The sequence below is a fragment of the uncultured Hyphomicrobium sp. genome, from assembly GCF_902826555.1.
Lineage (GTDB): Bacteria > Pseudomonadota > Alphaproteobacteria > Rhizobiales > Hyphomicrobiaceae > Hyphomicrobium_C.
Map to the genome: position 1 here is coordinate 14,334 of NZ_CADEFI010000036.1, position 21,489 is coordinate 35,822.

A 21,489-nucleotide genomic window follows, 5' to 3' on the forward strand; every position below is an offset into this window, starting at 1 on the left:
CCTACCGCCTCATCGTCCCGCGGCGATGCCCTTCGGCCTGTCGCCGTCGCCCATCACAAGCGGCAGCGCGCGCTCCACGACCGCCATGTAGTCCCGCGTCACCGGAGTGGCGTCGATGCGCCGGGCGAGCTGGATCTGGAACACGACGAAGTTCTGGAACCGGAACGAGGCCTCGGCCCCCGCCAGATAGAATTCCCACATGCGGCAGAACTCTTCGCCGGCGATGCCGACCGCGGCCGGCCGGTTGGCGAGGAAGCGCCGCCGCCACGCCAGCAGCGTCTCGGCATAGTGCAGCCGCAGCACTTCGACGTCGCAGACGATCAGCCCCGTCGCCTCGACCGCCGTCATGATCTCGGACAGCGCGGGAATGTACCCGCCGGGGAAGATATAGCGGGCGATGAACGGGTTGGTGGCGGCCGGCTTGTCCGTGCGCCCGATCGTGTGCAGGAGCCCAACCCCGTTCGGCGCCAGGAGTCGCGCCATCGTCGCGAAGAACGTCTTGTAGTGCGGCAGCCCCACATGCTCGAACATGCCGACAGACACGATGCGGTCGAACGTGCCCTCGACCTTCCGGTAGTCGCGAAGCTCGAACCGTGGCGGATTGGCGAGGCGCGCAGACTGCGTACGCTCGCGCGCAATTCTGATCTGCTCCTCGCTGAGCGTCACGCCGGTGACATCCGCGTTGGCGGCGCGCGCGAGGTAGAGGGCGAGCCCGCCCCAGCCTGAGCCGATATCGAGCACGCGCTGTCCTGGTATCAGGGATAGCTTGGCGGCGATATGCCGCTTCTTCGCCGCCTGCGCGTCGGCGAGGCTCATGCCGGGCTCGGAAAAATAGGCGCACGAGTATTGCCGGTCGGGATCGAGAAAGAGATCGTAGATGCGGGGATCGATGTCGTAGTGGTGGCGCACGTTGCGCGTCGCGCGCCGCGCCGGGTTGAATTGAGCGATCGGACGCACCCAGCCCCGGAGCTTCGCCAGCACCTGCGCGTACGCAGGGAACGGGCGATCGGCGAGATTGCCCATCATGAGCGCGATGAAATCGTAGATCGTGCCCTGCGTGACCCTGAGCCGCCCGCTCATGTAGCCTTCACCGGCGGCCATTTCCGGGTCGAGCGCCAGATGCCACTCGAGGCGGCGGTCGGCGATCTCGATCCTGACCGCCGGGTCATTGCCGTCCCCGAAGTGGTGGACCGCACCGTCGGGATCCACGAACGTCAGGTTCCCGCGACGCACGACGGACGAGAGAATGAGTGAAAGGGGCTTGAGCATGGGAGCATCCCTTGCCAGGTGCCTCCCCCTCGTGGGCACGACCTCTGATCTACAATCTATGGGAACGCGGCCGCGGGATGTCGAGATCCCCCGCGACGCGAAACGGCGGCGCGAAGCTTTTTGCCTCACGCCGCCGTGCGGTATTGAGCCGGAATGGAGAAAAAAGCTTACTCGGCCTTCTCCTCGCCTTCGTCCGAGGGCGCAGCGCCGTCCTCGAAAACGGAGTCGGGATTGAAGGTCTCGAGCTCGAGCGCTTCGCCCTTGACCACCGTGACGTCTTCGCCGCGAGCCTGCTTGGCGGCCTCTTCGTCGGAGCGGGCGACGTTGAGCGTCACCTTGACGATCACCTCCGGGTGCAGCTGGACCTTGGTCTCATGCAGCCCCAGCGACTTGATCGGACGCTCGAGCACGATCTGGCGCCGGTCGACGGTGAAGCCGCCGGCCGTGACGGCCTCGGCGATATCGCGCGTCGAGACCGAGCCGTAGAGCTGGCCCGTATCGCCCGCGGAGCGGATGGCTTTGAAGATCTGGCCTTCGAGCTTGGTCGCGACCGCCTCGGCCTCTTTCTTGAGTTCGAGATTGTTCGCTTCCAGCTGCGACCGCTGCGTCTCGAAGTGGGCGAGGTTGTCCTTCGTGGCGCGCAGCGCCTTCTTTTGCGGCAGCAGGAAGTTGCGGGCAAAGCCGTCCTTCACGGTGACGACGTCGCCCATCTGGCCGAGCCGGCCGATACGCTGCAGTAGAATGACTTGCATGGATTGTGTCTCCTTTGACGAATTCAGATGTTGGAATTGTTGGGTGGTGGCGTGCCGGGCGGCACCGCGGAGCGCGCCCGAAGATGGAGAACGGTTTCTGCCAGCCCGAGCATGGCGATGACGATGCCGATCCAGATGTTGGCGACGAAGAGCGAGCCGTAGAGCAGCCAGAGCGCCATCGGGCGCCACGGCTGGCCGCGCGTGGTGTAATGGAGGATCGCGAGCCCCAGCAGCAGGTAGGCGACGAACAGCCCGCCCGCGAACGCGGAAGCTGCGAGACCGGGAAAGCCCACGAGCGCCGTAGCAAGCAGCATGATGCCGAAAGCGAGCGGCGTGCCTTGCGGATACGTGATGGCCGCAAGATCCGGCCACGGCCGTCCGAGCTGGCCGGAGGCGAGCGTCACCCGCGCCGCGAGCCAAAGGTTGAACAGAAGGCTCGCCATCCACGACGTGGCCGAGGCGGCCGGAAGCGCGCTCAGTGCGATCTCGGACAGTGACGCGATTTCCGCCTCGCTGAGATCGACCTTGCCGCCGCTGGTGGGCAGGCCTGCTTCGACCGTCGCCTTGATGAAGTCGGCGAGTGAACGGCGCAGCGTCTCGAGATCCCCGCCGATGACCATCAGCATGGCGATGGCCATCAGGCCGGCCATCACCGCGGACCAGACCACGAGCCGGCCGGGCGGGTACCACTCGACCGCGGCCTCGTCGGCGTTGGCGGTCCCGCTTTCCGTGATCGGGCGGCTGAGCAGCGCCAGATAGGTGAGCACCACCATCGGCGCCGCTTGCGTGAGGGCGAAGGCGAGAGCGACGGCCGGGCTTGCGAACGCCAGAATGATGACGCTGCCGACGGCGCCGGCAACGACGGCCGAGCGCCACCCCCATCCAAACCCGGCAAGCGCGATGGGAAGCGAAGTCACGAACATCAGCAGGAAGCGGGCCAGCAAAGGTCCCGTGGTCGCGGAGGCGAACACCACCGCCGCAACCAGTCCGAGTCCCGCTCCTGCAAGATAGGTCGTTCGCATTATCCAGCTGTCCCGCATCTGCTGCGGTTAGGGTGAGGGGCAAAAGCCCCTCATCCAACCCAATTCATAAGTGTCGGCTGAACTACTTCAGCACGTAGGGCAGCAGACCGAGGAAGCGCGCGCGCTTGATGGCACGAGCCAGCTCGCGCTGCTTCTTCGCCGAGACCGCCGTGATCCGGCTCGGCACGATCTTTCCGCGCTCGGAGATATAGCGGCCGAGCGTACGCACGTCCTTATAGTCGATCTTCGGCGCCTGATCGCCCGAGAACGGACAGGTCTTGCGGCGGCGGTGGAAGGGCCGGCGTGCGGCGATCTCTTGAATCTCAGCCATGTTCAGCCCTCCGAGCCCGTGTTGCCGCCGTCCGGCTTGTTGTCTCTGAATGCAGGCCGCGGCGGACGCGGACCGCGGTCGCCGTCACGCGGAGGACGCGAATCGCCACCCTCGCGCGGCGGACGTGCCCGGAACGTCGAGCCGCCTTCGCCGCCGCCGTCGCGGAACCCACCGCGATCGCCGCCCCTGTCGCCACCGCGGAACCCGCCGCGGTCACCGCCACGGAACCCACCGCGGTCGCCGCCGCGGAAGCCGCCACGGTCACCGCCGCGCTCGTCGCGGTCCTGCTTGCGCATCATGATCGACGGCTCGCTCTCGAGCTCCTCGACGCGCAGCGTGATGAAGCGGATGACGTCGGTGGAGAGGCCCATGCGGCGCTCCATCTCGGCGACCGCCGCGGCGGGGGCCTCGATGTTGAGCAGTGAATAGTGCGCTTTGCGGCTCTTCTTGATCTTGAAGGCCAGGCCCTTGAGGCCCCAGTATTCGGTCTTGGTAATCTTGCCGCCGCCCTCGGTAATGACGTCGGAGTATTCTTTCGTCAGCGCTTCGACCTGCTGCTGAGTAACGTCCTGGCGCGCCAGGAAGACATGCTCGTAAAGCGGCATGTGTGGCCTTTCAGTTCAGATGTTTCCGCAAGGCTCGTGCCCAGGGGTCACATTGGCTCGGCGCAAAGCCCCTTACAGGCCCTGAAGGCCCAAAGGCACCTAAAAGAGCGGAGACACTGGGGAACAGGATTGTCGGGGTGATGACCCCAACGAACCTTGCCGCCGAGCTGAAAACAGCTCCGCGGCCCCGTTCAGCCTCCAACCGAAGCGCGTGACGGCGCGACTTATACGGGAATTTGCCCGGCCGGCAAGGGGGCGGCCCGAAAAAGTCCGGCCAACGGTGCGGTCATTTGATCGCCCGCTCAGCCGCGTCGGCGCAATCCGCCCCGTCGCAGTCGATCCAGCGTCCGCTTGGCAGCTGCACCTCCCAGACCGCCTCCCGCTTCAGCGGGCCGGGAACCGGCGATTTGTGCGTGTCCTGGCGGGAGTATCTATAAAATTGCCGCGTTTTCAATGTCTTGCCATCGCGCGTCGTCACCGTGCCGGTGGCGATGACCTCCCGCGGCAGGAGATCCCACTGCCACGCGGCGATATACGCGGCCACCAAGGCAATGACGACCCCGACGATCCAAAGCATGCGTCCCCCTCGTTTCACGATCCCGTGCTCCTCGACCGGCGGCGCTGGGCCAACGATTCAGTGCCTCAGCGCCAGCCAGGCATGCAATGCGAGACCCGCACCCCAACCCAGAAAAACCCAATGAACCCAGTAGGGCTCAGCCGTGTACCAATCCAGAATGGCGAGCAGCACGATGACGACCGCGAAGATCGCGGCATGGCGCAAAACGCCGGCCCGGCGCAGGGTCTCGATCGGAATGGACATTGGTCTCTCCTGTTTCGTGCCGGCCGCCCGGATGGGCGCGCGGCAATGAGATCTACGGCCTGCGGCTCTTGACAATCGGGAGGCCACCATGTCGAAAGCGCCGGAACGACTCTGCACGAACGCCTTCAATACTCCGGACCGCCGGACGTCTCCATAAGCAACGAGAGGACGAACGTGGCACGCGCTTTCATATTTCCCGGGCAGGGCAGCCAGGATGTTGGCATGGGCCGTGAGCTGGCGGACACCTTTCCCGTCGCACGGCAGGTGTTCGACGAGGTGGACGACGCGCTGGGGCAGAAGCTGTCCGCCATCATGTGGGACGGCCCCAAGGAAACGCTGACGCTGACGGAGAACGCCCAGCCCGCGCTCATGGCGGTTTCGATGGCGGTCATTCGCGTCCTCGAAAGCGAGAAAGGCATCAAGCTCGCTGACACCGTGAAATTCGTCGCCGGCCATTCGCTGGGCGAGTACTCGGCGCTCGCCGCCGCCGGAGCCTTCTCGCTCGCCGACACGGCCCGCCTGTTGAAGCTTCGCGGGCAGGCGATGCAGAAGGCGGTCCCGGTCGGACAGGGAGCCATGGTCGCGCTCCTGGGCGTCGGCCTGGATGTCGCCGAGAAAGTCGCGGCTGAAGCGGCGCAGGGCGATGTCTGCCAGGTCGCCAACGACAACGAGCCGACGCAGGTCGTGCTATCGGGATCCAAGGCCGCCCTTGACCGTGTCGCCGAGGTGGGCAAGGCCCACGGCGTGCGCCGGGCTGTGCCGTTGCCGGTCTCCGCACCCTTCCATTGCGCGCTCATGCAGCCGGCGGCCGACGCCATGGCGGACGCGCTGTCGAAAGTCACGATCAACACGCCCGTGGTGCCCGTCGTCGCTAACGTCGTGGCATCCGCCGTCAGCGATCCGGACGAAATCCGCCGGCTGCTGGTGCGGCAGGTGACCGGCACCGTGCGCTGGCGCGAATGCGTCGGCTATCTCGCCGGGAACGGCGTCACCGATGTGTTCGAGATAGGCTCCGGCAAAGTCTTGGCCGGACTTGCCAAGCGCATCGAGAAATCGCTAGAGGCCCAAAGCCTCGGCACGCCGGCCGACATCGATGCCGCTCTGGCAAAGCTCGCCTGAGCCGCAACGCAATTCACTCCGTGAGAAGGATAGAAGACCCATGTTCGATTTGACCGGCAAGAAGGCGCTGATCACGGGGGCCACCGGCGGCATCGGCGAAGGCATCGCCCGCGCCTTCCACAAGGCCGGCGCCGAGGTCGCGCTCTCGGGGCGCCAGGTGGCGAAGCTCGAGGCGCTGGCCGCCGAGCTGGGCGAGCGTACCCACGTCGTCCCCTGCGATCTCGCCGACAAGGCCCAGGTCGCCAAGCTGATCGACGAAGCGGCCGCCAAGCTCGGGCGCGTCGACATCATCGTCAACAACGCCGGCCTCACCAAGGACAACCTCTTCATGGTGATGAAGGACGAGCAGTGGGACGACGTCATCGCCGTCAATCTCACGTCGACCTTCATGCTGATGCGGGCGGCCACGCGCCATATGCTGCGCTCCAAGACCGGCTACGGGCGCGTCATCAACATCTCGTCCGTCTCGGGCATCATCGGTAACCCCGGTCAGGGCAACTACGCGGCCTCCAAAGCCGGCATGATCGGCATGACCAAGTCGCTTGCCCGCGAGGTCGCGAACCGCGGCATCACCGCCAATTGCATCGCGCCGGGTTTCATTGCCACCGCCATGACCGACGTCCTCAACGACAAGCAGAAGGCGGAGATCTCGCAGCACATCCCGGCCCAGCGCTTTGGGACGCCGGAGGACATCGCCGCCGCAGCGCTCTACCTGGCGAGCCCGGAGGCCGGCTACATGACCGGCCAGACGCTGCACGTGAACGGCGGCATGGCGATGGTCTAAACCACGATCGCTTCAGGCCCTATCAGCCTGGAGCGTGAATCGTCGGTTTCAGCAAAAGGACCACGATCGCTTCAGGCCCTATCAGCCTGGAGCGTGAATTGGCGGTCGAACGAAACACCCCGATCGCCGAGGCCCCTATCGGGCCGAGGCGTCAATCGGTGGTGCAAGGGCGCCGGGTTTGGTTAAGTACCGCTGGCCTTTGGCGGAACGCGCTCCGGGGGCAAAGTGTCGCTCGGACTCCGGCCCCCAACGGGGGGATGGGGCGCTGGCCAAGCCCAGGGAGATGTGTTAACGAGCCTCGTTTTTTTGCTGCGCTACTCTGGGAAAGGCCCTAACGATCAACGCTCGCGCGCTGTCGTCCGGGAGATCCTGATGGCGCCGCCAGCACCGGGACCGAGGCATACGTTGACATACGACGTTGACTTCCGGAGTGCTTCCGGAAAAGTGGGCACCGGTTTTCCGGCAAGGAGTACGGCCGACGAAGGAGTGCTTCCGGAAAAGTGGGCTCCGGTCTTCCGATAGGACGCACGGCCGGTGACAAGAAGCGGATCCGGTTTTCGAAAAGAAGCACGACGAAAATAAGACGTCCCGGTGGACGACGGACCCGATAAGACGATAGCAATCACACAGAAGATAGAGCAGGGACACGAGGGAAGACGATGAGCGATGTCGCAGAGCGCGTGAAGAAGATCGTGGTTGAGCATCTTGGCGTTGAGGCCGACAAGGTCACCGAGAACGCCAGCTTTATCGACGATCTCGGCGCCGACAGCCTGGATACGGTCGAGCTGGTGATGGCGTTCGAGGAGGAGTTCGGGTGCGAGATCCCGGACGATGCCGCCGAGCACATTCTGACCGTCGGCGACGCTGTGAAGTTCCTCGAGAAGAACGCCACCGCGGCCTGACGGCGGACTGGTTCGAGCCGCCTGCGTTGGTGGCGCCGAACGGCGTCCCGACCCGGCGGGGGCGACCCGTTGCTTGTCGATCGGGGGGCGGATCGGCATCCGGCATGACGCCGGATGCAGGGTCCGGCGATCGCAGGCGAGGCTCCAAGAGGCCGAGACCCTCACCGTTTTTGTGCGAGGCCTCTCACCATCGATGGGACCGACATGAGAGAATTGCGCCGCGTCGTCGTCACAGGGTTGGGTCTTGTCTCTCCCGTAGGCTGCGGGGTTGAGCCGTCCTGGCAGAACTTGCTGGCCGGCAAGAGCGGCGCCCGTCGCATCGAAGAGTTCGAGGTTTCCGACCTCTCCTGCCAGATTGCCAATTTCGTTCCGCGCGGCGCCAAGTCCGAAGGCAAGTTCAATCCGGACGATTGGATGGAGCCCAAGGAGCAGCGCAAGGTCGACGACTTCATCATCTACGCGGTCGCTGCCGCCGATCAGGCGCTCGAGGACGCGGGCTGGAAGGCGGACACCGCCGAGAAGCAGGAATCGACCGGCGTCCTCATCGGCTCCGGCATCGGCGGGCTTTCGGGCATCGCCGACACCTCTCTCCTTCTGAAGGAGAAGGGCGCGCGCCGCGTCTCGCCGTTCTTCATTCCCGGCCGCTTGATCAATCTCGCGGGCGGCTATGTCTCGATCAAGCATCAGCTCAAAGGCCCCAACCACGCTGTCGTGACGGCGTGCTCGACGGGCACGCATGCCATCGGCGACGCTGCGCGCATCGTCGCGCTGGGCGATGCCGAGGTGATGGTTGCCGGCGGAACCGAGAGTTCCGTCTGCCGCATCGGCATGGTGGGCTTCGTCGCCTGCCGGGCGCTCTCCAGCGGTTTCAACGACCGTCCGACGGAAGCCTCGCGCCCCTACGACAAGGACCGTGACGGCTTCGTCATGGGCGAAGGTGCAGGCGTTGTCGTTCTCGAAAGCCTGGAGCACGCTCAGGCGCGCGGCGCCAAGATCTACGCCGAGGTGGTCGGCTACGGCATGTCGGGCGACGCCTATCACATCACCGCGCCCTCCGAGACTGGCGACGGCGCCTTCCGCTGCATGCGTGCGGCCTTGAAGAGCGCGGGGCTAGCTCCGAGCGACGTCGACTACATCAACGCGCACGGCACCTCGACGCCGCTGGGCGACGAGATCGAGCTCGGCGCCGTCGAGCGCCTGTTCGGCAATACGCAGGCCAAGCTCTCCATGTCGTCGACCAAGTCGTCGATCGGCCATCTGCTCGGCGCCGCGGGTGCGGTGGAGGCCATCTTCTCGATTCTGGCCATCCGCGATCAGGTCGCTCCGGCGACGCTGAACCTCGACAACCCGTCCGTCGAGACGGCGATCGACCTCGTGCCGAAGGCGCCGAGGAAGCGTGAGATCAACACGGTGCTTTCGAATTCCTTCGGGTTCGGTGGCACGAACGCCTCGCTCGTCATGCGCAAGGTAGCCTAGGCTCCCGTTTGGCGGGGGCTGGCAGCGGTTTGTCCGGGCTTTCGCCACAATCGCGAGGTCACGTCGCCGTGTGAAACTCGGACTGCTCCAGCCTGTGTGCGGGGATGCGCGGGCGCCGGAGACGCGAGACGGGAGCTGGTTAATGAACAAAATGCGCCGGGAAATTCCGCCGACGCTATCGCGGCGCGAGGGCATGCGCCCGAGAAGCCCCGCCGAAGCTCTTGAGCCGGGCCGCGCACCACCCCGTCCCCATGGCGTACGCCAGCGCAAGGAATCGCGTGTCGTGTCGGGCTTCGCCCGTGTCGTGAGCGGCATCCTGACGGTGCTGCTCGTCGTCATGGTCACGGCCGGCGCCCTGACGCTGTTGATAGGCCATCTCTACAACAAGCCGGGTCCCCTGACGGTCAGCCAGACCGTCGTGATCCCGAAAGGCACGAGCTCGAACAAGATCGCCGACGACCTCGAGGCGGAGGGCGTCGTCTCGAGCCGCTGGGCCTTCATGGTCAACTATCTCGTGCAGAGCCGCATGCACCCTGAAGAGGTCTCGCTGAAGCACGGCGAGTATCTGTTCAAGCCGGGCGTCTCCATCCGCGAGGTTCTCGACATCTTGTCCGACGGCAAGTCCGTCCTTTACAAGGTCACGATCCCGGAAGGCCTGACCAGCCAGCAAATCGTCGAGCGCTTGAAGGACGAGGAGAACCTGACCGGCGAGGTGGCGCAGATCCCGGCGGAGGGTTCGCTCCTGCCCGAGACCTACAGCATCGAGAAGGGCATGTCGCGCCAGGAGCTGCTCGAGCGCATGCAGCTGAAGCAGAAGCAGGTGCTGGAGCGCGCATGGGAGCGCCGCCGCAAGGACCTGCCCCTCCAGACGCCGGAAGCAGCCGTCGTCATGGCGTCCATCATCGAGAAGGAGACGGGGCGCGCAGACGAGCGCGAGCGAATCGCCGGCGTCTTCGTCAATCGCCTGGCCAAGGGCATGCCGCTACAGTCGGACCCGACCATCCTTTACGGCATTTACGGCGGCGGCGTGCAGTGGGGCAAGCCGATCATGCAATCCGAGAAGGACGCCAAGAACGCCCACAACACGTATCAGATCAAGGGACTGCCCCCGACGCCGATCTGCAACCCAGGCCGACCCGCGCTCGAAGCCGCCCTCAATCCGTCGGAACACGGCGACCTGTTCTTTGTCGCCGATGGCTCGGGTGGCCATATCTTCTCGGCGACGCTCAAGGACCACAACGCCGCCGTCGTCAATTGGCGCAAGACCGAGAAGGAGATCCGCGCCCGGCAGGCAGCCGCGGCCGAGGGCGCTACGCCCGGCGCGGCAGAGACGGCCAAGAACCCGGTCACCGAGCTTCCCAATCCACCGGCCGAGGATGTCGGTGCTCCGGGCGCCTCTGGCGCCAAGGCCCAACCTGTCGCGGCGAAGTCCAACGAAGCCGCCAAGGCCGAGGCACCCTTCGTGCCGGCGACCGCGACCGCCTCGACAATTCCGCTCCCGGTCAAGAAGCCCAAGCGATAAAGGGGTTTCTGCGGCACGCTGGTGCAGAGGTCACCGGCTTTAAAGCAAACCCCAACGCGCCACTTGCGGCCCGAGGGTGCGCCGCGTACGTCTGTCGCGCGGAGATTGTCCGCATTCCGCGACGCATCCCGACATAAGGCCCGGACAACGACCATGAGCTTGCAAAGCATGACCGGGTTCGCCCGCAGTGACGGCGCCTTGAATGGCACTGCGTGGCACTGGGAGCTCCGCAGCGTCAACAACCGCGGTTTGGATCTGCGCCTGCGGTTGCCGGCCGGGTTCGAGGCGCTCGAGCCGAAGATCCGCGACCGGATCGCCAAATCCATTGCCCGCGGCAGTGTCAACGCCAGCTTGAGCGTAACGCGCCGCACGCACACCACGGAGGTGCGCCTCAATCAGGCAGCACTCGACCGCGTGCTCACGATCGCGACGCGTCTCGCCGCCGACACGGGCGCCGAAAAGCCGCGCATCGAGCAACTGCTGAGCCTCAAGGGTGTGCTCGATGTTGCGGAAGACGTCGAGGACGAGACGGCGCAGGCGGCCGAGCATGCCGCGGTGCTGGCAGGCCTCGAAACCGCGCTCGCCGGTCTCGTCGCCGCGCGCCGGGACGAGGGGAGCCGGCTGAAAGCGGTACTCGGCCAGCAGATCGACGATATCGCCCGCCTGTCGGCCGCCATCGAGGCATCGCCCTCCCGATCCGTCGATGCCGTGCGCGCGAGGCTCGCAGAGCAGGTCGCCCGTCTGCTGGAGACGGGGCAGGGGCTGGATCCTGCGCGCCTTCATCAGGAGGCGGTGCTGCTCGCCACGCGTTCGGACGTCGAGGAAGAGCTGAAGCGCTTGAATGCCCATGTCGAGGCGGCCCGAGCGCTTTTGCGCGACGAAGGCGCCATCGGCCGCAAGCTCGATTTCCTTGCGCAGGAGTTCAACCGCGAAGCCAACACGCTGACCTCCAAGGCGGCCGATCAGGAGGTGGCGCGCTCGGGGCTCGCGCTCAAGGTGGTGATCGATCAACTGCGCGAGCAGGTCCAGAACATCGAGTAACACTGGACCGGCGCCCCCCGACTCCGTAACAGTCGGTCGGCGGCAGCGGGTATCCCGCGCGGGAGACGGGGCAATGACGAGCGAAAATCCGAAGATCGAACGACGCGGCCTGCTCCTGGTGCTGTCTTCTCCGTCGGGCGCCGGCAAGACATCGCTCGCACGCGCGCTCCTCGACGCCGATTCCGGGATATCGCTTTCGGTATCCGTCACGACGCGCAAGCCGCGCCCCGGCGAGGTGGACGGACGCGATTATTGGTTCGTCGACGAGGCCAAGTTCAAGGCCATGAGCGAGAGCGATCGGCTTCTCGAATGGGCCACCGTGTTCGGCAACTACTACGGCACGCCGCGCGAGCCGATCGAGAAGGCGCTCGCCGAGGGGCGCGACGTGCTGTTCGACATCGATTGGCAAGGCACCCAGCAGCTTTCCGAGCGCATGGCCGGCGATCTCGTGCGCGTCTTCGTGCTGCCGCCCTCGAGCACGGCTTTGGAGCAGCGCTTGCGCAGCCGCGCCCAGGATCCTGAGGAGGTCGTGGTCAAGCGCATGGCGCAGGCCTCGTCGGAGATCAGCCACTGGGCGGAGTACGACTACGTCATCGTCAACGCCGATCTCGCCGAGAGCAGCGCCGCACTGCGCGCCATCCTGGCCGCCGAGCGCCTCCGCCGCGATCGCACGACGGGGCTTTCCGCCTTCGTGCGCACCCTTCAGTCGGCGCTGAGTTGAGTGGCAGCCTTCCCCCGCATTGCGCTGGAAACACCTGCGCTCGCGCCGGAGATTCGTAGCCTCTTGCTCGCAGCATTTCCGACGCCGGTCGAAGCCGATCTCGTCGAGCGCCTGCGCCGTGACGGTGATGTCGCGATGGCCCTTGCGGCCTTTGAGAACGACGCGCTCGTCGGCCACGTCGTCTTCTCGCCGATGGCGGCACCCTTCAAGGCGCTGGGTTTGGGCCCTGTCGCCGTCACGCCGAAGCGCCAGCGCAGCGGGATCGGCAGCCAGCTGATCCGCCAGGGCTTGGCAACAGCGACGGACGCCGGATGGGACGCGATATTCGTCCTCGGTGATCCGGCCTATTACGGCCGTTTCGGCTTTCGCGCGGACACGGCTGCCGGTTTCGAGTGTCCCTATGCCGGCCCGTATCTCATGGCCCTGGCACTGAGCGGAAACGAGTTGCCCGGACGAGGCGGGAGCGTCGCCTACGCGCCGGCGTTTCGGGATCTCGAATAAAACCTAAGGCAGCTCGCGCGCGTAGCTGATGACGGAGAGGAATCGGATCGGCAGCTTCACCAGCTCCTCGGGCCCGTGCGGCGCATCCGCGTCGAAGAACAAGCTGTCGCCCGGCTTCATCGGATAGAGCTTGTCGGCGTGGCGATACACCACTTCGCCCTCGAGAACGTAGATCAGCTCGAGCCCCGCGTGCTGGAACAGCGGAAAGACGTCGGACTCTTCCGTGAGCGTGATGAGGTACGGCTCGACCACGACGCCACCCGACACGCCGCCCGTATGCCCGAGCAGCTGATATTGATGACCGGCTCGCGTGCCGCGCCGCTCAATCAGGAGGCCTTGCCCGGCCGACACGAAGACCGCGTCACGCCGTTCCTCGAAGCGCCGGAACAGAGCCGTGACGGGCACGCCCAGCGCCTTCGAAAGCCGCTGCAGTGTCGTCAGCGAAGCGCTCGTCACGCCGTTCTCGATCTTGGAGAGCATGCCGAGCGAGAGCCCCGCCGCCTTCGCGAGATCGGAAGCCGTGATGCCGAGCTTGTTGCGGAATGCGCGCACTTCGCGCCCGATCGCCACCTCGAGCATGCTGTCGCGGGACCCCTGCAGCGCGTGCGGATCCTGCTCTTTGGTCGCGATAGTCGTCATCACCTCGGAGAATTCCTCGGTCGAAAGCAGCCTGCGCGGCTCTTTCGCGGTCACACCGTCCGTGGGCGCTACATCATCTTTTGTAATTTTCTGAGGGCTTGAGGATTTCTGGTTCATGCGCCCCTTGCTCTGGAAAGCGTTCGTGAAAGTCGAAAAATCGCGCCCGGCGATTGGGCCAAAGTTGAAAAATGCCGAAAAACTGCCCCGCGAGACTGCGACATCCGCATTCTGTCCGCCATCGAACCACGATCCGCAATGCCGTGGCAACAGCTCTGACGGATGCACGCAGGAAACACCGGAAATTCCGAGGTTTATCTTGCGAAAGACGGCGTGAGAATAGCTTCCTGATACACGTTCAGATAGCGGATAATTGACTAAATATAAGGCATCATGCCGCCAATAAATCGTGCATTAAACTACGTAGGTATTTCCCTACATGAAGAGTAAAATACCAACATGAAACAATTGCCGATGTGACGCGCCTGATTTGGGCGGTTATGCCTAAATCGAAGGCAAGTGTCCGACCTCGTGTTGACACGCCGCGGCACCCTGCCGCAGATTTTCCGCGCATCAAAAACAGTTGCCTCACAGGCAACAGCGGGCAGGGGAGCGCCATGGGAGATCAACTCACCACGAATACAACCGTTTTTATCGAGTTCTACTACTGGGTCACAGTCGTGATGATGTTTCTCATCCACGTGGGCTTTTGCGTCTACGAGACGGGAGTTAGCAGACGGCGCAACCACATGCATACGCTGATGAAAAATACGATGGCCATCCCCTTGGTCACCATCACGTTTTACTTCTTTGGCTGGTGGATCTATTTCGCCTTCCCGAGCGGCTTCTATTGGTACAATTTCGTTCCCGATGCGATCCCCTACGACCCCAATCTGATCGCCGCGCCCTGGAGCCCGCTCATGGGCACCCATTTATCAGGCGTCAATGCAACCGATACAGCGGCGGGGCTCACGGTCGACGGCGTCAACGGCACGGCCACCTGGCACCGCCTCAACGGTGTGTTCTGGGCGGCCTTCCTGCTGTTCTCCATCACCACCGCCTCCATCATCTCGGGCGCCGTCATCGAGCGCATCCGCTCGGGCGCCTTCTGGATCATCGCCGTGTTCGTCGGCTCGGTCTCCTGGATCACGGACGCGGCCTGGGGCTGGAGCGCGACCGGCTGGATGGTCAAATACCTCGGCTACCATGACGCCTATGCATCGGGAGTCGTGCACGCGATCGCCGGCGGCTCCGCGCTTGCCGTACTGATCGTGCTCGGCCCTCGCATCGGCAAGTTCCGCGCCGATGGCACGCCGCGCGAGATCCCGCCGCAGAACCCTTGGCTCGTCACCATCGGGCTGTTCCTGATCTACACGGGCTTCTGGGGCTTCTACGCCGCCTGCAACATTCCGATGATCGCGCCTGCGACCATTGCCGGCCAGATCACGGGCGAGACGTGGACGGCAACCAACATCTATCTCGCACCCACCACCTTGAGCGCCATCACATTCAACTTCCTGATGTCACTCTCGGGCGGCATGCTGGCGGGCTATATGATCTCCAAGGGGGATGCCTTCTGGACCTATTCGCTCGGACTCGCAGGCATCATCGCGGCGTCGGCCGGCAACGATCTCTACCACCCGATCCAGGCCATGTTCGTCGGCGCGATCGTGCCGTGCATCTCCTACAAGCTGCACTACTGGGTCGAGCGCACGTTCAAGATCGACGATGCTGTCGGAGCCGTTGCCGTGCACGGCTACACGGGCTTCCTCGGCGTCGTCGTCGCAGGCTTCCTCCTGTGGGGCGCGCCGAGCTCGCCTTACGAGGGCTTCCAGGTCATCAACCCGTGGGGCAACTTCATCGGCGCCGTGATCATGTTCTTCGTGTTGGGCTTCTTCCCGGTCTTGATCCTGTCGTTGATCCTCAAGGCGCTCGGTATCCTGCGCGTGCCGCAGCGGGCTGAGATTGCGGGATTGGACTTCGAAGGCGAGGCCGCCTACCAGGCTGCCATCGCGGAGGTGAAAGCCGCTGAGCATGCCACCCTGGCAAGCACGAATGGTCGCTAGGAAACGGAGAGAGCTATGTCGACAATTGGCTATTCGAGTTGGGCAGTAGATCTCAAGGACGTCGGCGCGATCTACCCGTTCCAGGGTTGGGAGACGCCGATGGTTATCGCTGCCGTCGCATTCTGGGTGATCTGGCACATTTGGCAGATCCGCTATGAAAGCGAGGACCTCAGAGCGACCGGCGTCGATGCCGACCTCAAGAAAGGCAACGAGGCCATCGACCGCTACTGACGGCCGCGACTAACGCGGCACGGCGCCGTCCGTCCAGACGACGGAAGAAAGCTTCTGAACACCGCCGACGCAAGTCGGCGGTGTTTTTTTTTGCCGATGAGCGGCCCGCTCTGAACCGGGTTTTTTTAAGGGTGATCAGGCGCTTCGCTAACATCAGACTACTGACGTAATGCTACTGATGCAGTGCACAATCACTAATCAGAATGGCTAAATATACATCAATAAGCTTGACAAAACGTCGCGCCCAAACGCAGAGTTTTCCGCACATAAAAAAAGATTGCCTCACAGGCAACTTCAGGAAACGACCGAAATCGTCTCACAAGGGGGACTTTATGCAGCAAAAACTACCCGATCCACGTATCCACTCGATGTTTTCAGGCGACCGCATCTGGGCGTTTGGAGCCGTGCTGGTGCTCTGGGCCTCCTATGCCTTCACCTTCTGGGAGCTGACCCAAAACCCTGCCGAGCAAGGCGTCATCCAGGCCCTCGCCATCGCCGGCGGACTCGTCTTGCTGTTCAACACCGCATCCATCGTGGCGATGATCGTGCACTATTCCCACGATAAGGATCACATCTACGGGCTCGACATCCACTACCTCGACGAAATGAAGAAGACGAAGGGGTAAGGAGCGAGCCATGGCCAAAGCACCATATCAACCGCCGGTTCAATCGAAACTCGGCCAGACCTTCGACACCCTCTTCCTCCTTGTCCTCGTGATGGCGTCGCTGTTCGTGCCGCTGTACCTGGGTCTCGCCGGAGGCGGCAAGACGACACTCGAGCTCAAGGACCAGACGTGGGCCGGCATGGGGCAGAACGCCACCATGCAGGCTCAATGGGAAAAGCTCGGCTACACCCAGGGCGCCAAGACGGATGCGAACCCCACATCCGCCGCCGACCTGATCTCCGCGCGCTTCGATTACACCTTCGAGCCGCTTGAACTCGTGCTCACCGCTCTCGTCGTCATCGGCTATTTCTTCATCGTCTTTCACTGGTCGAAGAAGGAATACCGCGAAGTGATCGACGAGCGGTTCAACAACAAGTAAGCGGGGGACTGTCCAAATGAACCATTTCCAACTTCTCGAATACGCCGCTTGGGGACTGTCCGCGCTGTTCGGGCTTTGGATGCTGATCGACCTGATCCGCACCGATCGCACGTACTCCGAGGAGCTTCTGACCTCGTCACAGGAAGGCGAGATTGAGGACGCGCTCGTCATCGACCCCACCCATCAGGGAGGTCACCGGTGAGCCAGTCAACAGCAATCCACGGCGAGAAGATCTCGCTGCTTCGCGTCTTGGGTCCCGGCCACGTGTGGGCGCTCGGCGTCGGCATCGTGCTCGTGGGCGAGTACATGGGCTGGAACTTCGCGGTCGGAAAAGGCGGCGCCATCGCCGCGTTGATCGCCTGCTGGTTCGCGGGGCTGCTTTACACCTGCGTCGCCATGATCGACTCCGAGGTGACGTCGACGGTCGCCGCCGCAGGCGGTCAATACGCCCAGGCCAAGCACATCGTCGGCCCGCTCATGGCCTTCAACGTCGGTCTGTTCCTGGTCTTCGCCTACACCATGCTCGAAGCCGGAAACGCCATCACGTTGGGCTATCTCGTGCAGACGGTGGGCTCCATGTCGGGCTTCGCCGACACCCACGACAAGCCGTTCATCGTGCTCACGATCATGTTTCTCGCCTGGCTCAACTATCGCGGCGTCTACGCCACGTTGACCTTCAACCTGGTCATCACGGCGATCGCGTTCGTGGCCATCCTGGTGCTGTTCTTCGCAGTGCAGCCCTGGACCGGCGAGTACATGAAGCATCGCGAGCTCCTGACGGGCCTGCCTTACGGCTGGCTCGGCGTGCTGGCGGCGCTTCACTTCGGCATGTGGTTCTACCTCGGCATCGAGGGAACGACCCAGGCCGCCGAGGAGGTCCGCTCGCCCGCGCGCGCGCTTCCCCTCGGCACGATGACGGGCATCATCACGCTGCTGATTGCCGCGACTTTGACGTGGTACGTCTGCGCCGGCCTCATGCCGTGGGAGTATCTGGGGCAGGCCGTGACGCCGCTGTTCGACGCGGCCCGTCTCACGGACTCGACGGTGCTCATGGTGCTGCTCTTCATCGGCACCATCTTCTCGACGCTGGCTTCCGCCAACGGCTGCATCAATGACGCCTCGCGTGCCTGGTTCTCCATGGGACGCGATCGTTATCTGCCGCAGGTGTTCGGCGCCGTGCATCCGAAGTATCGCACACCCTACCGCTCGATCGTCTTCCTCGTGCCGGTGGCTCTTGTGTTCGCCTACTTCGCGCCCCTCGACCAGGTCATCACCTTCTCGATCCTGTCGGGCCTGCTCGAGTACACCTTCATGGCGATCAACGTCATGATGTTCCGCCAGAAGTGGCCGCTCGGCACGATCAAGAGGGGATACGTGCATCCCTTCCATCCTCTGCCGGCCATCGTGCTCCTGGTCCTATGCTCCGCAACCTACTTTGCGGTGTTCCTGGGCTACGGCACGCAGCTTGTTGCCATGATGGTGTTCTACATCGTCGCGTCACTGTGGTTCGCGTTGCACCGCTATAAGTTCGTGCGGCGCGGCGCGCAGTTCACGATGCCCTGGCCGAAACCGGTGGGCTATTGATCGCACTGAAGCAAGCGCAGCACGGAGGCGGCCGCACCCCCCGCCCTCTGTGCTCCGCCTTGAGGGGGCGGCTGGTCGGCCGCCCCCAAAACACGCAGGAGTGAAGGCACCCCGACCCATGTCGCTCGTCTCGACGATTGCACTCTTCTCGCTCCCCCTCGGACTTCTGTGTTGGATTGGACTTCGTGACCGCCGCATCCTGCGCGCGCGCCGCCGCAATTTGCTCGACGATTGTGCACGTCTGTTCGACCGCTATGCATTGACGTACGCAGGAGACGATTTCCCGGTGCTCAGCGGTCGCAGCGGAGCCCGCAACGTCGATGTGCGCCTCATCAGCGACACCATGACCATCCGCCGCCTGCCTCAGCTCTGGCTGCAGGTTACGGTGCTCCAGCGCCTGCCGGGCGTGACCGCCCTCGCCATTCTCGTGCGCCCGTCGGGCTACGAGTTCTACAGCCTGACGAGCGGCCTCGACCATGTGATCGAGACACCCGCAACCTTTCCTCGCGAGCTCATCATTCGCGCGAAGGACCGGAAAATGGCCGGTTTTCTACCGAAAATGGCGCCCACGCTTGCGCGCATCCTGTCGGATGAGCGCGTAAAGGAGGTCGCCATAACCTCCAACGGCCTGCGCATCATTCGCCAGGCCTCCGAGGGTCGCCGCGGTGACTACCTTTTGCTTCGCCAAGCGGTGTTCGATGACGCGAGCGTCTCTGCCGCCGATCTGGAGCAGGTGTTTAGGGACATCGACGCCCTGAGTGAAAGCATCGTACGCACCGAGAAAGAAGAAGCGTCCACATGACGGCCGAACGCGCCCCCATCCACCCTTACACGGTTCTTGCATTGGCGATCTTGCTGCCCGGCGTCGGACACGTCGCCGTCGGACAGCCCCAGCGCGGCTTTGGCTTCGCGTTTTTCGCGTTGCTCTTGGCGCTGGTGTCCTGGCACACGACGACTCCCGAGCACTCCTTCGTCGGCCGCTCGGCAATGGGGCTTTTCGTCTGGGCGCTCTCCATCCCGGACGCCTACCGCATCGCGCGGCTCAGGTACGAGACCTGGCGGCAGCGGCGTCAGGAAAGAGTATCCTCATAGGAATAATTCTTTCTTAGCAGTTGAACGACAGGAAAGCTGCTGCTAGGATGGTGAAATAGAAAACAGCAAGTCTGGGGGTGCCCCTATGTGTGGAATTGTCGGACTGTTCATCAAGGACAAGGCCTTGGAGCCGCGGCTCGGAGAGCTGACCGCCGGCATGCTTGCAACCATGTGCGAGCGCGGACCGGACTCGGCTGGCTTTGCCGTTTATGGGGCACCGAAGTCCGGCGAGGCGAAGATCACGCTCCAGTCTCCGACGCCTGACAAGGATTTCGACGGCTTGGCCAAGGCTGCCGAGCGCGCCATCGGTGGAAAGACGAAGCTTGAAATCAAGTCCACGCATGCCGTTCTGACCTGCCCGGCCGACAAGGCCGATGCGGCGCGCGAAGCGATCCGCGCCGAGTTTCCCAACGTGCGCATCATGGGCTCGGGCGAGGCCATCGAGATTTATAAGGAGGTCGGCTATCCGACCGAGGTCGCCAAGCAGTTTGCGCTCGCCAAGATGTCCGGCACTCACGCCATCGGACATACGCGCATGGCGACCGAAAGCGCCGTCACCACGCTCGGCGCGCACCCGTTCTCGACCGGCCCGGACCAGTGCCTCGTGCACAACGGCTCGCTCTCCAACCACAACAATCTCCGCCGCGAGCTGAAGCACGACGGCATGAGCTTCGAGACCGCCAACGACAGCGAGGTCGCGGCCGCCTATCTCACGTGGCGCATGAACCAGGGTCTCAACCTCGGTCAGGCACTTGAGAAGAGCCTCGAGGATCTGGACGGCTTCTTCACGTTCGTGGTCGGAACCAAGAACGGCTTCGGGGTCGTGCGCGATCCGATCGCTTGCAAGCCCGCAGTGCTCGCCGAGACGGATCAGTATGTCGCCTTCGGCTCCGAGTATCGCGCCCTTGCCGGACTTCCCGGCATCGAGAACGCGAAGGTCTGGGAGCCCGAGCCCGCCACCGTCTATTTCTGGGAGCGCTAGGACAATGCGATCGATCGATCTTGAGAAAACGCCGCTCCGCGGGCTCAACGAGAGCTTGCACCAGCTGAAGGACGGCACCAACGAAACCGAATGGGAAGTGCTGAACCCGCGCGGCCAGCACGCCGTCGCCGTCGGCATCGATGCGCCCATCACCGTCAACATCCGCGGGCCTGTCGGCTACTACTGCGCCGGCATGAACAAGCAGGCGACCGTCGTCGTGCACGGCTCTGCTGGCCCCGGCACCGCAGAGAACATGATGTCGGGCCGTGTCGTCGTTAAAGGCGATGCCAGCCAGTACGCGGGCGCCACCGGCCGCGGCGGCCTGCTCCTGATCGAGGGCAACGCGTCCTCGCGCTGCGGCATCTCGATGAAGGGCATCGACATCGTCGTCAAAGGCAATATCGGCCACATGTCGGCCTTCATGGCTCAGACCGGCAATCTCGTCGTGCTCGGCGATGCCGGCGACGCGCTCGGCGATTCCATCTACGAGGCGAAGCTCTTCGTGCGCGGATCGGTGAAGAGCCTCGGCGCCGATTGCATCGAGAAGGAAATGCGCCCCGAGCATCATGAGGCGCTGACCGAGATCTTGAAGAAGGCCGGCGTCAACGGCATCAAGACGTCGGAGTTCAAACGTTACGGCTCTGCCCGCAAGCTCTACAACTTCAACATCGATAACGCGGACGCATACTGATGAGCTATCATAATCCTCCGACCACACCCCGCAAGTCCGCGACCTTCGACGATTACACGCTGTCGGAGATCCGCCGTGCCGCCCAGACCGGCATCTACGACATCCGTGGCGCCGGCGCCAAGCGCAAGGTCCCGCACTTCGATGACCTTCTCTTCCTCGGCGCTTCCATGTCGCGCTACCCGCTCGAAGGCTACCGCGAGCGTTGCTCGACGGCCGTCACGCTCGGTACGCGCCACGCCAAGAAGCCGATCGAGCTCAAGATTCCGATCACCATCGCCGGCATGAGCTTCGGCTCGCT

General features: G+C 64.0%; 26 protein-coding genes and 1 pseudogene. 19 read left to right on the top strand and 8 right to left on the bottom strand.

Annotated features, from left to right (window positions below; translation table 11 throughout):
• Positions 1-9: 9 nt before the first annotated feature.
• The 7 genes from QZV93_RS13840 to QZV93_RS13870 form a co-directional block, all read right to left on the bottom strand.
• Positions 10-1,269: a cyclopropane-fatty-acyl-phospholipid synthase family protein gene (locus QZV93_RS13840; protein WP_295559216.1), complete on the bottom strand. Its 1,260-nt coding sequence runs from the start codon at positions 1,267-1,269 to the stop codon at positions 10-12.
• A gap of 167 nt (positions 1,270-1,436) precedes the next feature.
• The gene (rplI, locus tag QZV93_RS13845; protein WP_295559217.1) at positions 1,437-2,021 is read right to left on the bottom strand and encodes a 50S ribosomal protein L9; all 585 of its coding nucleotides are present in this window, start codon (positions 2,019-2,021) and stop codon (positions 1,437-1,439) included.
• Between the two features lie 23 nt (positions 2,022-2,044).
• Complete coding sequence (locus tag QZV93_RS13850) at positions 2,045-3,043, bottom strand: DUF2232 domain-containing protein (RefSeq protein WP_295559218.1); 999 nt, start codon at positions 3,041-3,043, stop codon at positions 2,045-2,047.
• Between the two features lie 82 nt (positions 3,044-3,125).
• Positions 3,126-3,374, bottom strand: coding sequence for a 30S ribosomal protein S18 (rpsR, locus tag QZV93_RS13855; protein WP_020086627.1), 249 nt, complete (start codon positions 3,372-3,374; stop codon positions 3,126-3,128).
• A gap of 2 nt (positions 3,375-3,376) precedes the next feature.
• Complete coding sequence (rpsF, locus tag QZV93_RS13860; protein WP_295559219.1) at positions 3,377-3,979, bottom strand: 30S ribosomal protein S6; 603 nt, start codon at positions 3,977-3,979, stop codon at positions 3,377-3,379.
• 286 nt (positions 3,980-4,265) lie between these two features.
• The gene (locus tag QZV93_RS13865; RefSeq protein WP_295559220.1) at positions 4,266-4,556 is read right to left on the bottom strand and encodes a hypothetical protein; all 291 of its coding nucleotides are present in this window, start codon (positions 4,554-4,556) and stop codon (positions 4,266-4,268) included.
• 57 nt (positions 4,557-4,613) lie between these two features.
• Positions 4,614-4,799 carry a 2TM domain-containing protein gene (locus QZV93_RS13870; RefSeq protein WP_295559221.1) on the bottom strand — a complete coding sequence of 62 codons (186 nt, stop codon included), beginning with the start codon at positions 4,797-4,799 and terminating at the stop codon, positions 4,614-4,616.
• A gap of 174 nt (positions 4,800-4,973) precedes the next feature.
• Here QZV93_RS13870 and fabD point away from each other — a divergent pair, with 174 nt between their 5' ends.
• From fabD to QZV93_RS13910, 8 genes are all read left to right on the top strand, one after another.
• Positions 4,974-5,918, top strand: coding sequence for an ACP S-malonyltransferase (gene fabD, locus QZV93_RS13875; protein ID WP_295559222.1), 945 nt, complete (start codon positions 4,974-4,976; stop codon positions 5,916-5,918).
• Positions 5,919-5,958: 40 nt separating this feature from the next.
• Positions 5,959-6,702 (top strand): 3-oxoacyl-[acyl-carrier-protein] reductase, encoded by a 744-nt coding sequence (gene fabG / locus QZV93_RS13880; protein ID WP_295559223.1) that lies wholly within the window; start codon positions 5,959-5,961, stop codon positions 6,700-6,702.
• A 659-nt stretch (positions 6,703-7,361) separates the two neighbouring features.
• Complete coding sequence (locus QZV93_RS13885) at positions 7,362-7,604, top strand: acyl carrier protein (RefSeq protein WP_020086632.1); 243 nt, start codon at positions 7,362-7,364, stop codon at positions 7,602-7,604.
• A 213-nt stretch (positions 7,605-7,817) separates the two neighbouring features.
• Positions 7,818-9,080 carry a beta-ketoacyl-ACP synthase II gene (gene fabF / locus QZV93_RS13890; protein ID WP_295559239.1) on the top strand — a complete coding sequence of 421 codons (1,263 nt, stop codon included), beginning with the start codon at positions 7,818-7,820 and terminating at the stop codon, positions 9,078-9,080.
• Positions 9,081-9,222: 142 nt separating this feature from the next.
• Positions 9,223-10,602, top strand: a complete 1,380-nt coding sequence (gene mltG, locus QZV93_RS13895; RefSeq protein WP_295559224.1) for an endolytic transglycosylase MltG — start codon at positions 9,223-9,225, stop codon at positions 10,600-10,602.
• Between the two features lie 153 nt (positions 10,603-10,755).
• Complete coding sequence (locus QZV93_RS13900) at positions 10,756-11,643, top strand: YicC/YloC family endoribonuclease (RefSeq protein ID WP_295559225.1); 888 nt, start codon at positions 10,756-10,758, stop codon at positions 11,641-11,643.
• A gap of 73 nt (positions 11,644-11,716) precedes the next feature.
• Complete coding sequence (gene gmk / locus QZV93_RS13905; protein ID WP_295559226.1) at positions 11,717-12,364, top strand: guanylate kinase; 648 nt, start codon at positions 11,717-11,719, stop codon at positions 12,362-12,364.
• Positions 12,365-12,865: an N-acetyltransferase gene (locus tag QZV93_RS13910; protein WP_295559227.1), complete on the top strand. Its 501-nt coding sequence runs from the start codon at positions 12,365-12,367 to the stop codon at positions 12,863-12,865. It begins immediately after the preceding gene.
• 3 nt (positions 12,866-12,868) lie between these two features.
• Here QZV93_RS13910 and QZV93_RS13915 read toward each other — a convergent pair whose 3' ends face one another.
• The gene (locus QZV93_RS13915) at positions 12,869-13,504 is read right to left on the bottom strand and encodes an XRE family transcriptional regulator (RefSeq protein ID WP_295559240.1); all 636 of its coding nucleotides are present in this window, start codon (positions 13,502-13,504) and stop codon (positions 12,869-12,871) included.
• 614 nt (positions 13,505-14,118) lie between these two features.
• On the opposite strand from QZV93_RS13915, the gene QZV93_RS13920 reads away from it, so the two are divergent.
• The 11 genes and pseudogenes from QZV93_RS13920 to QZV93_RS13970 all read left to right on the top strand — a co-directional run.
• Positions 14,119-15,567: an ammonium transporter gene (locus QZV93_RS13920; protein WP_295559228.1), complete on the top strand. Its 1,449-nt coding sequence runs from the start codon at positions 14,119-14,121 to the stop codon at positions 15,565-15,567.
• Between the two features lie 15 nt (positions 15,568-15,582).
• Positions 15,583-15,798 (top strand): hypothetical protein, encoded by a 216-nt coding sequence (locus tag QZV93_RS13925; protein ID WP_295559229.1) that lies wholly within the window; start codon positions 15,583-15,585, stop codon positions 15,796-15,798.
• Positions 15,799-16,130: 332 nt separating this feature from the next.
• Positions 16,131-16,424 carry a hypothetical protein gene (locus QZV93_RS13930; RefSeq protein ID WP_295559230.1) on the top strand — a complete coding sequence of 98 codons (294 nt, stop codon included), beginning with the start codon at positions 16,131-16,133 and terminating at the stop codon, positions 16,422-16,424.
• 10 nt (positions 16,425-16,434) lie between these two features.
• Positions 16,435-16,842 (top strand): hypothetical protein, encoded by a 408-nt coding sequence (locus QZV93_RS13935; RefSeq protein ID WP_295559231.1) that lies wholly within the window; start codon positions 16,435-16,437, stop codon positions 16,840-16,842.
• A 16-nt stretch (positions 16,843-16,858) separates the two neighbouring features.
• The gene (locus QZV93_RS13940; protein WP_295559232.1) at positions 16,859-17,044 is read left to right on the top strand and encodes a hypothetical protein; all 186 of its coding nucleotides are present in this window, start codon (positions 16,859-16,861) and stop codon (positions 17,042-17,044) included.
• Positions 17,041-18,426, top strand: coding sequence for an amino acid permease (locus QZV93_RS13945; protein ID WP_295559233.1), 1,386 nt, complete (start codon positions 17,041-17,043; stop codon positions 18,424-18,426). Before QZV93_RS13940 ends, QZV93_RS13945 begins: the two co-directional genes overlap by 4 nt.
• A gap of 118 nt (positions 18,427-18,544) precedes the next feature.
• Entirely contained in the window at positions 18,545-19,228 is a 684-nt protein-coding gene (locus QZV93_RS13950; protein WP_295559234.1) for a hypothetical protein, read from the top strand.
• On the top strand, positions 19,225-19,518 hold the full coding sequence (locus tag QZV93_RS13955; protein ID WP_295559235.1) for a hypothetical protein: 294 nt from the start codon (positions 19,225-19,227) through the stop codon (positions 19,516-19,518). The genes QZV93_RS13950 and QZV93_RS13955 overlap by 4 nt, the downstream gene beginning before the upstream one ends.
• An 85-nt stretch (positions 19,519-19,603) precedes the next feature.
• Positions 19,604-20,500 carry a glutamine amidotransferase family protein gene (locus QZV93_RS13960; protein ID WP_295559236.1) on the top strand — a complete coding sequence of 299 codons (897 nt, stop codon included), beginning with the start codon at positions 19,604-19,606 and terminating at the stop codon, positions 20,498-20,500.
• A 4-nt stretch (positions 20,501-20,504) separates the two neighbouring features.
• Positions 20,505-21,191 carry a GXGXG domain-containing protein gene (locus QZV93_RS13965; protein ID WP_295559237.1) on the top strand — a complete coding sequence of 229 codons (687 nt, stop codon included), beginning with the start codon at positions 20,505-20,507 and terminating at the stop codon, positions 21,189-21,191.
• Positions 21,191-21,489, top strand: a pseudogene (locus QZV93_RS13970) (FMN-binding glutamate synthase family protein); the annotation flags it as partial. The gene QZV93_RS13965 and the pseudogene QZV93_RS13970, both read left to right, overlap by 1 nt.